Annotated in this window: 9 protein-coding genes; 3 read left to right on the forward strand and 6 right to left on the reverse strand. The window is 65.8% G+C overall.

Going from position 1 to position 11,647, the window contains the following annotated elements:
- Positions 1-323: 323 nt before the first annotated feature.
- Complete coding sequence (locus tag ACFW0B_RS20440) at positions 324-2,225, forward strand: sigma-54-dependent Fis family transcriptional regulator (protein ID WP_449150809.1); 1,902 nt, start codon at positions 324-326, stop codon at positions 2,223-2,225.
- 161 nt (positions 2,226-2,386) lie between these two features.
- On the opposite strand, the gene phnX is transcribed toward ACFW0B_RS20440, so the two are convergent.
- The 3 genes from phnX to ACFW0B_RS20455 form a co-directional block, all read right to left on the reverse strand.
- Positions 2,387-3,214 (reverse strand): phosphonoacetaldehyde hydrolase, encoded by an 828-nt coding sequence (gene phnX / locus ACFW0B_RS20445; RefSeq protein WP_449150810.1) that lies wholly within the window; start codon positions 3,212-3,214, stop codon positions 2,387-2,389.
- 39 nt (positions 3,215-3,253) lie between these two features.
- On the reverse strand, positions 3,254-4,582 hold the full coding sequence (locus ACFW0B_RS20450; RefSeq protein WP_449150811.1) for an MFS transporter: 1,329 nt from the start codon (positions 4,580-4,582) through the stop codon (positions 3,254-3,256).
- Positions 4,583-4,889: 307 nt separating this feature from the next.
- Positions 4,890-6,047 (reverse strand): 2-aminoethylphosphonate--pyruvate transaminase, encoded by a 1,158-nt coding sequence (locus ACFW0B_RS20455; RefSeq protein ID WP_449150812.1) that lies wholly within the window; start codon positions 6,045-6,047, stop codon positions 4,890-4,892.
- A 130-nt stretch (positions 6,048-6,177) separates the two neighbouring features.
- Here ACFW0B_RS20455 and ACFW0B_RS20460 point away from each other — a divergent pair, with 130 nt between their 5' ends.
- Entirely contained in the window at positions 6,178-7,050 is an 873-nt protein-coding gene (locus tag ACFW0B_RS20460) for a LysR substrate-binding domain-containing protein (RefSeq protein WP_449150813.1), read from the forward strand.
- Here ACFW0B_RS20460 and ACFW0B_RS20465 read toward each other — a convergent pair.
- The 3 genes from ACFW0B_RS20465 to ACFW0B_RS20475 all read right to left on the reverse strand — a co-directional run bounded on the left by ACFW0B_RS20465 (position 7,047) and on the right by ACFW0B_RS20475 (position 9,973).
- Positions 7,047-7,772 carry a GntR family transcriptional regulator gene (locus ACFW0B_RS20465; RefSeq protein ID WP_449150866.1) on the reverse strand — a complete coding sequence of 242 codons (726 nt, stop codon included), beginning with the start codon at positions 7,770-7,772 and terminating at the stop codon, positions 7,047-7,049. The genes ACFW0B_RS20460 and ACFW0B_RS20465 overlap by 4 nt on opposite strands.
- Before the next feature lie 119 nt (positions 7,773-7,891).
- Positions 7,892-8,581 carry a FadR/GntR family transcriptional regulator gene (locus ACFW0B_RS20470; RefSeq protein ID WP_449150814.1) on the reverse strand — a complete coding sequence of 230 codons (690 nt, stop codon included), beginning with the start codon at positions 8,579-8,581 and terminating at the stop codon, positions 7,892-7,894.
- A gap of 63 nt (positions 8,582-8,644) precedes the next feature.
- Positions 8,645-9,973: a C4-dicarboxylate transporter DctA gene (locus tag ACFW0B_RS20475; RefSeq protein WP_449150815.1), complete on the reverse strand. Its 1,329-nt coding sequence runs from the start codon at positions 9,971-9,973 to the stop codon at positions 8,645-8,647.
- Positions 9,974-10,288: 315 nt separating this feature from the next.
- Here ACFW0B_RS20475 and mpl point away from each other — a divergent pair, with 315 nt between their 5' ends.
- On the forward strand, positions 10,289-11,641 hold the full coding sequence (gene mpl, locus ACFW0B_RS20480) for a UDP-N-acetylmuramate:L-alanyl-gamma-D-glutamyl-meso-diaminopimelate ligase (RefSeq protein WP_449150816.1): 1,353 nt from the start codon (positions 10,289-10,291) through the stop codon (positions 11,639-11,641).
- Positions 11,642-11,647 lie beyond the last annotated feature (6 nt).

Consider the following 11,647-nt stretch of genomic DNA (forward strand, 5'->3'; position numbering starts at 1 on the left):
ACGCATGGTGTTTCTCCTGTCTCTTGTTGTAGTTGCAAAGACGCGGTTGGCCTTTGTTCCTACTGGAGCAAGGGTTGGGCCAGAGTGCCGGAAATGCCTTTCCAGAGCGGTTTGGCGACAGCATCGCGTGCCTCCGTGGCAAGGGCTGTGGCAGGCCTGGCACAACTGAGAGTGACACTCTGTCACGTATCTGGCACAGCGGCTGACCAGCGGGTCCGGCGGCCATTGCAAAGGTACCTGCGCTAGGGGATGCTGCGTCGATGCGGGTGCCGTTCGACGGCCAGGGCTGCCTCCCGGGAAGCCCGCACTGGAGAAGAACAACAATGCAGAATCCTCTCAGTCGTCACGCCCAACAGGTGATGACCCTGGCACAGGGGAAGGCGCAGGCCAGCGGGCCGGCAGCCGACCCGTCCATCGCTCGCTCCTGGCTGCGTTGCCTGGAGGACTACCACCTCGATCCAGCCCGGGCGGTGGCGCCCACGGTGCTGGAGCACGGGCGCATGCTCGAATGCCGCGAGCGCATGCAGCAGGTGCTGGAGGTGGCCAATGGCGAGATGAACAACCTCTACCGCCAGCTCTCCGGGGCCGGCCATGCCGTGCTGCTGACCGATTCGCGCGGGGTGATCCTCAACTGCGTGACCGCCCATGCCGAGCGCCCCACCTTCGAGCGCGCCGGGCTCTGGCTCGGCGCCGACTGGAGCGAGGCCAGCGAGGGCACCAATGGCATCGGCACCTGCGTGGTGGAGCGTCAGGCGCTGACCATTCACCAGGACGAGCATTTCCGCAGCCGCCACACCGGCCTCACCTGTTCTGCCAGCCCGGTGTTCGATCCCCAGGGCGACCTGATGGCGGTGCTCGATGTGTCATCCGCGCGACACGATGTTTCGCGCCAGAGCCAGTTCCACACCATGGCGCTGGTCAACCTCTCGGCCAAGATGATCGAGAGCTGCTATTTCCTGCGCCGCTTCGAAGGCGAATGGCTGCTGCGCTTCCACCTGCAGGCCGAGTACATCGGTCTGTTCAGCGAGGGCCTGCTGGCGTTCGACGGGGAAGGGCGGATCAGTGCGGTCAACCAGAGTGCGATCAACCTGCTGGGCCTGCCTCGCGAGCGGCTCATCGGCCAGCCGGTGGAAGCTTTCTTCGATTGCCGCCTGGACGATCTCCTGGGCCGCGCCACGCCGCAACCGGTGACCAGCTGGCCGCTGCGCACACGCAATGGCCGCTCCCTGTTCGCCGCCCTGCGCGGCCAGCCTCGCAGCGTACTGCAACCGATTCCGCCGGAACCGCCGAAAGTGGCGCGCCCCGGCATCTGCCTGGGCGATGCAGCACTGCAGAACGACTTCCGCCGCGCCCTGCGCGTGTACGAACGGGACGTGCCGCTGCTGATCAATGGCGAAACTGGTTCCGGCAAGGAAGCCTTCGCCCGCGCCCTGCATCAGGCCAGCTCCCGCGCCGAACGGCCCTTCGTGGCGTTGAACTGCGCGGCCATTCCGGAAACCCTGATCGAGAGCGAGCTGTTCGGCTATCGCGGCGGCAGCTTCACCGGTGCGCGCAAGGAAGGCATGCGCGGCAAGCTGCAGCAGGCTGACGGCGGCACCCTGTTCCTCGACGAGATCGGCGACATGCCGCTGGCGCTGCAGACCCGCCTGCTGCGGGTGCTGGAGGAGCGCCAGGTAGTGCCCATCGGCGGCGAGCCGCTGCCGGTGGACGTGCGCATCATCAGTGCTACCCACCGTGCACTGGAAGAACGGGTGCAGAGCGGCGGCTTCCGCGAGGACCTGTTCTACCGCCTCAACGGCCTGATCCTCGACCTGCCGCCCCTGCGTGAGCGCAGCGACAAGCCGGAGCTGCTGCACTACCTGCTGGCCGAAGAGGCGCGGGGGATGCGCGTCGTGCTCACCGAAGAGGCACGCCAGGTGCTGCTGGATTACCACTGGCCGGGCAACGTGCGGCAGATGCGCAACGTGCTGCGTACCCTGGCGGCATTGTGCGAGGACGGCATCATCCGCCTGTCCGACCTGCCCCGCGAAGTGCTGCGCGCAGCGCCCAGGCCCTCAGCCCCGGAGCCCGTGGCCAGCCCGTTGGACGACGCCGAGCGCACGGCATTGCTGAATGCGCTGGAGAGCCAGCGCTGGCACATGACCCGCACCGCCGAACAGCTCGGCATCAGCCGCAACACCCTGTACCGCAAGCTGCGCAAGCACGCCATCGCAACGCGGGGGTAACGAGATTCACCGCACCCCTGTGGGGGCGAATTCATTCGCGAATGAGTTCGCCCCCACAGAATCAGAAAAGCCCGGCCCCTGAAAAGGGGCCGGGCTTTTGCGTTGCAGGTGCGGGCATCCCTGCCCGCCGGGGAGGGGCCGACGGCAGACCCCGGTTCCAGTCAGGCGCCTTGCGGGGTTTCGCCGCGGGCCAGGCGTTTGTTGATGTCGTCGATCACATCCGGCAGGTCGGCGATGGTGTCGATCAGGTAGTGCGGGCGGGAGCCTTCGAACATCTGGCCGATGCGCGCGCGCTCCTGGTCCAGCTTGTCTTTGGGCAGCGCCTTGAACTGCTCCCAGGTCAGGCCCAGTGCGTTGCCCGAGCAGGTCAGGGCCACGGTCCACATGCCGGCGCTGCGGCCTTCGAGGATGCCCGGCCAAGTGTCATCCACCTTCACGCAGGCGGCCACGTCGTCGATGCCCAGGGCGATCACGTTGGCCAGGGCCTGGGCCGGGTGCGGGCGGCCGTTGGGCACTTCGTCGGTGGCCACCACGTGGTCCGGGGTGTAGCCGTTCTCGCGGGCCAGTTCCACCACCTTGGCCATTACCACCGCCGGGTAGCCGGAGCAGGTGCCGATCTTCAGGCCCTTGCTGCGCAGGCTGGCGATGGTGTCGAGGGCACCGGGGATCAGCGCCGAGTGCAGGCCGATCTTCTCGATCTGCAGCGGCATGAAGCGCTCGTAGATGGCGGTGACGTCATCGTCGGTGGGCAGGCGGCCGAAGGCGGCGCGATAACGCTCGGCGATGGCCGGCACGTCGCAGAGGGTGCGGATGTGGTCCCACTTGCCCATGCCCATCGGGCCGCGGGCTTCTTCCAGGGAGACGGCGACGCCGAACTCGGCGAAGGCCTCGACGAAGATCTGGGTCGGCGCGAAGGAACCGAAGTCGACGACGGTACCGGCCCAGTCGAGGATCGCGGCTTTCAGTTGAGTGGGTTGCTTGTAATGCATGGTGAGGACTCCAGCGGATGGCAGGTTATGTAAGGGCATTCAGGTTCTGGCCCCGGCGATGGCCGGTTGACCGTTGGCCGGGAGGTTGTCCGGCGTTTTCAGGGGTTGCGGGCGGCTGTTCCAGAAGGGCACCAGCATCAGGCTGGCCAGCAGCGCAGCGCCGGTGAACACCAGGAACACCGTGGTCGTGTCGAAGTAGCCCGGCAGCAGACCTCCGAGGATGGCGCCTACCGAGCCGCAGCCGTTGACGAAGCCCGCGGCGGTGCCGGCGGCTTCCTGGGTGCCGAAGTCGATGGCGGCGGAGCTGCTGATCATCGAGTCCGGCCCGTAGAGGGTGATGCCCATCATGAACAGCAGGCCGACCACCAGGTACAGGCTGCCGCTCTGCATGGCCGGGACGAACAGCGCCAGGCAGGCGGTGAGGGCGACCAGGCTGAACACGCAGGCCGGCATGCGGCGGGCGCCGAAGAGCTTGTCCGAAGCGATGCCGATGAGGATCGGGCCCACCAGACCGGCCAGCTCGAAGGCGGTGGGGACGATGGCCGACGCGACCTTGCCGATGGCGGGCATGCGTTCGTAGACGATCACCGGGCCCCACAGGAGGATGGCGTAGCGAGCGGGCTTGAGCAGGAAGTAGGCCAGGCCCAGGACCAGCACGGTGCGGTTGCGCATCACCTTGCGCAGTGCATCCCAGTGACCTTCACGCGGGCCGCTGCTGGTGGCTTCCACTTCAATCGGGGCGTGGCCCACGTCTTCCGGCTTATTGCGCTGCAGGAAGAAGAACAGCACGGCGACGGCACCCACCACCAGGGCGGAAGAAATGAACGCCATGCGCCAGTCGTGGAACACGTCATAGGCCCACCAGCCGGCGAAGGGCGTGGCCACCAGGCCGCCGAAGGCGTAGCAGGTGCTCCAGTAGCCCAGCACACGGCCGCGTTCGCGGGTGGCGAAGAAGCTGCCGATGTTCTTGCACAACCCCGACCAGCCGGTGGACTGCGCCAGGCCCTGGACCACCATGCAGGTGGCGAAGATCGGCAAGGTGGCGAAGGTGCCCATGGCGAGCGCTGCCAGGGCGGAGATCACCAGGCCGCCAAGCACCACCACGCGTGGGCCGAAGCGGTCGGCGAAGATGCCCCAGGTGAACTGGCCCACCGCGTAGGCGGCGAGGTAGAGGGCGTCGAGGTTGGCCATCGCGGCCTTGTCGAGTTCGAACCCCGGGTCTTCGCCAATGCCGAGCTTGGCGACGGAGAAGGCTTTCCGGGTGAAGTAGAAGGCCGCGTAAGCCAGCCAGGTGATGAGGAAAATCTGGACGCGCCAGCGCTGGAGGGATTTCCAGCCGCTTGCGAAGGCACCTGCATTGTTGTTCATGGTTCTGACCCCGTATGGGTATGCCGGACAGTGCACATGGGAAAGTTGTTGTTGTTTTGCTGCTGGGCTGTCTAAACGCACGACCTTGGTCAGATGGCAGCGGCCGTGGCGTCAGGCGGATGGATAAGGTTCTGCGTTACCGAGGCCCCCTGCCCGGCGTCTCCGAGCGATCGGTTTACTAAGGATTTGTTTCAGAAAAAGGTCACCGCACCACACTTCCGCTACCCGCAGCGGGAGCCGTCCAAGGACGGTGGGTGACCTTGAATGGGTTTGCCTCTCGACTCAGGCAGACCGTTTTGGCGCTGGGTTACTGCATGTCCACGCCCATCACCTCCAGGGTGTCGGTGATGGCGCGCAGCAGCTGGCGAACGACGTGCTCGTCGATCTGCCCGATGCAGCCGATGCGGAAACTCTCGGCCTGGGTCAGCTTCCCGGGGTAAATGATGAAATTGCGGGCCTTCAGCTCCTCGTAGAAGCGCTTGAACTCGAAGTTCGGATGCTCCGGACTGAAGAAGGTGGTGATGATCGGCGACAGCCACTGGTCTTCCAGCAGGGTCTTGAAGCCGATCTCGCGCATGCCGGCCACCAGCACGTCGCGGTTGTGGCTGTAGCGTGCCAGGCGGCCTGCCACGCCACCCTCGGCGGCGTGCTGTTCCAGCGCCGCGCGGAAGGCCACCACGCTGTGGGTCGGCGGGGTGAAGCGCCACTGGCCGGTGCGCTCCATGTAGAGCCATTGCTCGTAGATATCCAGGGCCAGGGAGTGGGCGCGGCCCTTGGCGGCTTCCAGCACCGAGCGGCGGATGATCACGAAGCCGAAGCCGGGGATGCCTTCGATGCATTTGTTGGCGGACGACACCAGCACGTCGAAGGCGATTTCATTCACGGTCAGCGGCACGGCGCCGAAGGAGCTCATGGCGTCGACGATCAGGCTCTTGCCGTGGGCCTTCACCACGTCGGCGATTGCGCGCAGCGGGTTGAGGATGCCGGAGCTGGTTTCGCAGTGGACCAGGAAGACGTTGGTGACGTCCGGATTGGCCTTCAGCAGGACGTCCACTTCGTCGGGCTGCGGCGGCAGGTAGTCGCCCTTGTCCAGAGTGATGTAGGCGCGGCCGAGGTAGTCCAGGGTCTTGGCGGCGCGCTGGCCGTAGGCACCGTTCATCAGGATCAGGCACTTGCCGTCGCGGGGGATGGCGGTGGCCAGGGCGGCTTCCACCGAGAAGCTGCCGCTGCCCTGCAAGGGGACGCAGGCGAAGCTGTCGTCCTGCACGCCGGCCATGGAAAGCAGTTCCTGGCGCACTTCGGCGGTGACCAGGTTGAATGCGCCGTCCCACGAGCCCCAGTCACGCAGCATGGCTTCCTTGGTGGCCTTGGACGTGGTCAGCGGACCGGGGGTGAGCAGGTAGGGTTCGCCGAGGGCGGGGGCCGCCAGCGGTTGGGTGTTGGTGGGGAATTCGGCTTTGGTCATGGTCGTCTCCGGCGTTCTTCTGGTGAGTGCGCGTTGCGATGGAGAGATAGAACCAATTCCCTAAAAATAAAAAAAATCGATTTATAGTATTTCAAATATAAGTTGGGCTTATTTGTAGAGGCACAGGCCGATGACGGTTTCCCAGGCACAGCTCAAGGCCTTCCACGCGGTGGCGGTGCACGGCAATTTCACCCGCGCGGCCGAGGCGCTGTTCCTCAGTCAGCCGGCGGTTTCCGACCAGGTGCGCAAGCTGGAGGAACGCTTCGGCATCCTGTTGTTCAACCGCAACAAGCGCTCGGTGCAACTGACCGACCTGGGCGAGCGGCTTCTGGCCATCACCCAGCGGTTGTTCGCCGCCGAGGCCGAAGCCGAGGAGCTTTTGTCCACCTCACGCGCTCTGGAAACCGGCAGCCTGACCCTGGCGGTGGATTCTCCGGTGCATCTGCTGGGGTATATCGCGCGCTTCTGCGAGCGTTACCCGGGCATCCGTGTGAGCCTGGTCACCGGCAACAGCGACGAGTGCCTGCGCCGGCTGCAGGAATACAAGGCGGACTTCGCGCTGCTCGGTCGGGTGGTGGAAGACGACAGCCTGATCACACACGTGCTGAGCAGTGACCCGCTGGTGGCCTTTGTCGCCCATTCGCACCCCTGGGCTACGCGGGACTCTATCGTCCTCGCCGACCTGGGAAACATGCCGATGGTGCTGCGCGAGCGCGGCTCGATGACCCGGCAGATCCTCGAAGAGGAGATGCGCCGGGCCGGCATCGCCATCCGCCCGGCCATCGAAGTGGAAGGCCGCGAGGCCACCTTCGAGATGGTCGCCGCCGGGCTTGGCGTCGGCCTGGTGTCGGCGGCGGAAGTGGGTGCCAGTGCCAACGTCCATGTGCTGCCGATCCGCGATTGCCTGCAGCGCATGACCGAAACCCTGGTATGCCTGCGGGAGCAGGGTTCCCGGCGCATCATCGAGGCCTTCTTCGAGGCGGTGCGCGGGAAGCGCCCCTAACGCCGCCTGGTTGGGCGCGGAATCTGCTCCAGCCTGCCGTGGAAGGCGGCCCGCAGGTCCTCGGTGGGCGGCGGGGTGAAACGCAACCTGGAGAACAGTCCGTTCAGGTGCCGGGCCATGAGTTCGCAGGCCTGATCCGTATCGCCTTCGGCCAGGGCATTGAGCAGGGCCTGGTGTTCGTCGCAGGACGCTTCGGTATAGGCCCGGCTGCGGCTCAGTGAGATGTTCAGCGCGGCGCGGGGCAGCAGCCTGGAGAGGAATTCCACCAGCCAGGGGTTGCCGGCATGCTCGGCCAGCCGGAGGTGGAACCGGTTGCTCTGGTTGAGCAGACCGGCATGGTCTCCGCTTGCCAGACACTGCCGCTGACCGTCGACCAGGGCGCGCAATTCGGCCAGTTGCTCCCGTGTGAGGCGGTTGCCGAGCAGGCGGATGACCCGGCTCTCGATCGTCAGGCGAGCTTCGAGGATTTCACGCGCATGCCGCTCGCTGGGGCGGGCGATGGACGCTACCTGGTTCGGCGCCAGTTCTACGGCGCCTTCTTCGGCCAGACGGTTGAGGGCGCGCTGGACGGTACCGGTGCTGACGCTGAAGATCCGCCCGAGGGTCTCCTTGCTGAGCCGGGTGCTGGGCGCCAGGCGGCGGTCGAGGATCGCCGTGTAGAGGGCTTCGTAGACCTGATGTCCGGGGGCGCGCGAATGGCCCGGGGCGGCGCTGCCCGTCATGCTGTGGCCGGCAGTGATTTCGATGTTGTGCATGGTCCCACCTCGCATCGCGTGAAGTGTCGACTGGGTGGCCCCTTCCGGGGCCGTTGGGAGAATCCGGCGCGCAGTCGCGCGTCGTGTCAGGTCTCTGGCAGGCGCAGGTCGATGTTCATCCGCACGCCCTCATTGAGAATGTGCTGGCGCATGGCCCGGCTGGCCTGCTCGCTGTCGTGGCGGCGAATGGCGCGCAGGATGGTCTCGTGTTCCTCGAGTACCTGTTCGGCATGCTCGGGGCTGTGCAGGATCTTTCCTTCGCTCTGCTCCAGGGCCGTGCCGATCTGCTGGGAAACACTGAGGAAAATGGGGTTGGAGGTGATCGCCACCAGCTTGCGGTGAAATGCCGAGTAGACGCTCGCCAGCATCGTGGGGTTGCGATCCTCCACCGCCTCGCGCATGTCCAGGATCAACAGGCGCAACTGGCTCAGGGCCGATTCGTCCACCGTCTGCGCCACCAGGCCGGCGATGAAGGGTTCCAGGGCATAGCGCAGCTGCAGCACATCTTCGGTGGTGGCCGCGCCCGGCACCTTCACGTCATCCAGGAGCTGGCCCTTGCGCTCCAGCACCATCACACCCTTGCCGGGGAGTGAACGGACCACACCGAGGGTCTCCAGCACCGTGATGGCTTCGCGCAGGCTCGGACGGCTGATCTCCAGCTGTTCGGCCAGTTCCCGTTGCCCCGGCAGCATCTGGCCGGCAGCCCACTGACCCTGCTCGATGGGCTCGAGCAGCTTCTGCACGATCGAGTTGACCCGTTTGGATGACGAGAACATTGAGCCTCCTGGTTGTTGGAATCCTCGACGGATCGGCGCCCCGCGCGGGGGCGCCGGTCGCCGTCAGGCATCCGTCTTGCCTGGTTGTGCCAGTTGCGTACGCAGTTGCATGGAGCCGTCGTCCTGGCTGGCCTTGCCACCGGCGAGCACATCCTGGGCACGCTGGATGTCGATGTCGTTTTCCCAGCGGGCGATGCTGACAGTGGCGACGCAATTGCCGATGAGATTGGTCAGGGCCCGGCCGATGCCCATGAACCAGTCGACGGAGAGTACCAGTACCAGGCCGGCGGCGGGGATGGCCGGCACGGCGGTGAGGGTTGCGGCAAGGATCACCAGAGCCGAGCCCGGGATGCCGTGGGCACCCTTGGAGGTGACCAGCGAGACCAGCAGGATGGTCAGCAGGTCGCCCGCCGACAGCGGCGTTCCAGTGGCATGGGCGATGAATACCACGGCCAGGGTCAGGTAGATGGAGAAGCCGTCGAGGTTGAAGGAGTAACCGGTGGGGATCACCAGGCCCACGGTGGAGCTGCGGATGCCCATGCGTTCGAGCTTGCGCATTACCTGCGGCAGCACGGCGTCGGAGGATGCGGTGCCGACGACGATCAGCAGTTCCTCGCGGAAGTAGCGCAGGAAGGGCAGCAGGGGAACGCCGCACAGGCGCAGCACCCCACCCAGTACCAGCAGGACGAAGAGCGCACAGGTCAGGTAGAACATGGCCACCAGGGCGCCGAGGTGGCTCAGCGAGTCGAGCCCGTAACGGCTGGTGGTGAAGGCGACGGCACCGAATACGCCGAGGGGCGCCAGGCGCACGATCATGCCCATGATGCGGAAGATCACGTGGCTGATTTCGCCGATGAGCCGGGAGACGCTGCTAGCCTGTTCGCCGACCAGGTTCAGGGCGCTGCCGAACAGCACCGCGAACAGCAGCACCTGGAGGATGTTGTTCTCGGCAAAGGCGCTGAACACCGATGAGGGGATCAGGCCCATGATGAAGTCCACCGGACCGTGCAGCTGCTTGTCGGCGGCCCCATAGATGGCCACGTCGCCGCTTTGCAGGCTGGACAGGTCGATGTTGGCGCCGGAACCCAGCCCCAGCCCGTAGGCCACGGCAAGGCCGAGCACCAGTGCGATGGTCGTCAGCACTTCGAAGTAGATCACCGACTTCAGGCCGATGCGGCCGACCTTTTTCAGGTCGCCGGCGCCGGAGATCCCGTTGACGACCACGCAGAACACGATGAGGGCGATGAGCATCTTGATCAGCTTGATGAAGCCATCGCCCAGGGGTTTGAGTTGAGAGGAGAATTCGGGGAGGCCGACGCCGAACAGCACGCCAATCACCAGGCCAATCACGACTTGCAGGAATATCGAGCGGGTGCAGAGCTTGAAGAGCATCGCAGGGGTCTCCGTTCGGCGTCTCCGTGCGGTCGGGATCGATGCAGGGAGACTTTTCATTGTTGTGGTATTACCGGTCAGACCAGTTCAGCCTATTGCCAATCCGGGAGTCTTGGCAAGCGCCATTTGTCATGGCGTCGTGAAACGGATTCAGGCGAGCCTGAGCAGCCGATCTTTTCTTCGGCGCCGAGGTCCAACGGCGGCTGGCTGCGGGCTTCCACAGAATCGTGGAGGCCCAATAGGGGCGGCAGGGCCGCTGTGCTAACCTGCGACAAGTTTTTTCCGGGCCGGGGCGGCCCGTTTCAGAGGTCATCCATGCATATCCACATCCTCGGCATCTGCGGCACCTTCATGGGGTCGCTGGCAGTGCTGGCCAAGGAACTTGGCCACCGTGTCACCGGCTCCGACGCCAATGTCTACCCGCCCATGAGCACCCAGCTGGAGGCCCAGGGAATCGAGCTGATGCAGGGGTACGAGCCCGCCCACCTGGAGCCGGCACCGGACCTGGTGGTGGTCGGTAACGCCCTGTCCCGCGGCAATCCCGCCGTGGAATACGTGCTGAACAAGGGCCTGCCCTATGTTTCCGGCCCGCAGTGGCTGGCCGACCACGTGCTGCAGGGGCGCTGGGTGCTGGCGGTGGCCGGTACCCACGGCAAGACCACCACCACCAGCATGCTGGCCTGGGTGCTGGAGCATGCCGGCATGAGCCCGGGCTTCCTGATTGGCGGCGTACCGCAGAACTTCGGCGTGTCGGCGCGCCTGGGCGGCACGCCTTTCTTCGTGGTGGAGGCCGACGAGTACGACAGCGCCTTCTTCGACAAGCGCTCCAAGTTCGTCCACTACCGTCCGCGTACCGCCATCCTCAACAACCTGGAATTCGACCACGCGGACATCTTCCCCGACCTTGCCGCCATCGAGCGCCAGTTCCACCATCTGGTGCGGACCATCCCCGGCGAAGGCCTGATCATCCATCCGACTTCCGAAACCGCCCTCAAGCGCGTGCTGGAGATGGGCTGCTGGACCCCGGTACAAACCACTGGCGAAGGCGGCCAATGGCAGGCGCGCCTGCTGGCCGAGGACGGCTCGCGCTTCGAGGTGCTGTTCGAGGGGGCGGTCGCTGGCACCGTTGACTGGGAACTGACCGGCCAGCACAACGTCGCCAACGCCCTGGCCACCCTGGCCGCCGCCCGCCATGTGGGTGTGGTGCCGGAGCTGGGCGTCGCCGCGCTGTCCGCCTTCAAGAGCGTCAAGCGGCGCATGGAGAAGGTGGCTGAAGTCAACGGCGTGACCATTTACGACGACTTCGCCCACCATCCCACTGCCATCGCCACCACCCTCGACGGCCTGCGCAAGCGCGTGGGCGACGCACCCGTGGTGGCGGTGATCGAGCCGCGCTCCAACTCCATGAAGCTCGGTGCCCACCGCGATGGCCTGCCAGACTCGGTGAAGCTGGCCGACCAGGTGTTCTGGTACGCGCCGCCGAATCTCGGCTGGGACCTGGCCGCAACCGCGATCGCCTGCCCGGTACCGGCGCAGGTCTGCACTTCGCTGGAGAGCATCATTGCCGAGGTCAAGGCGCTGGCCCGCCCCGGTACCCAAGTGGTGATCATGAGCAACGGCGGTTTCGGCGGCCTGCACGGCAAGCTGGCCAAGGCGCTCGAAGTGTAAGGAATT

The organism is Metapseudomonas phytobenefica (assembly GCF_043392685.1).
Taxonomy (GTDB): domain Bacteria; phylum Pseudomonadota; class Gammaproteobacteria; order Pseudomonadales; family Pseudomonadaceae; genus Metapseudomonas.